At 45.8% G+C, this 323-nt stretch carries 1 pseudogene; it reads left to right on the top strand.

Annotated features, from left to right (window positions below):
- Positions 1-323, top strand: a pseudogene (locus AB5935_RS26380) (YncE family protein); the annotation flags it as partial.

Genomic DNA, 323 nt, shown 5'->3' with positions numbered 1-323 from the left:
CAGCAAAACACATCACGCAAATTTCCATACCTAATTGCCGTTATATCGTCTTTAAAGATAAATATGCATACGTCAGTTCGTATGCAGGCCCTGTCAAAATAGATCCCAACGCCAGACTGGGGTATGTAGCACGTGTTGACACTACCACACTGACTGTCAAGGATACCTGTGTGGTCGGCTACCAGCCGGAAGAAATGGTGATTGTGGGCAACAAACTCTATGTAGCCAACTCCGGCGGGTATCGCGTACCTAATTATGACCGCACGGTATCCGTCATCGACTTGAACACATTCAAAGTTATCAAAACCATTGATGTGGGAATC

The organism is Phocaeicola sp. RTP21198st1_B8_RTP21198_201120 (assembly GCF_040929485.1).
Lineage (GTDB): Bacteria > Bacteroidota > Bacteroidia > Bacteroidales > Bacteroidaceae > Phocaeicola > Phocaeicola dorei.
Note: the sequence above shows the minus strand (reverse complement) of the source record. Positions and strands in the feature narration are given on the sequence as shown.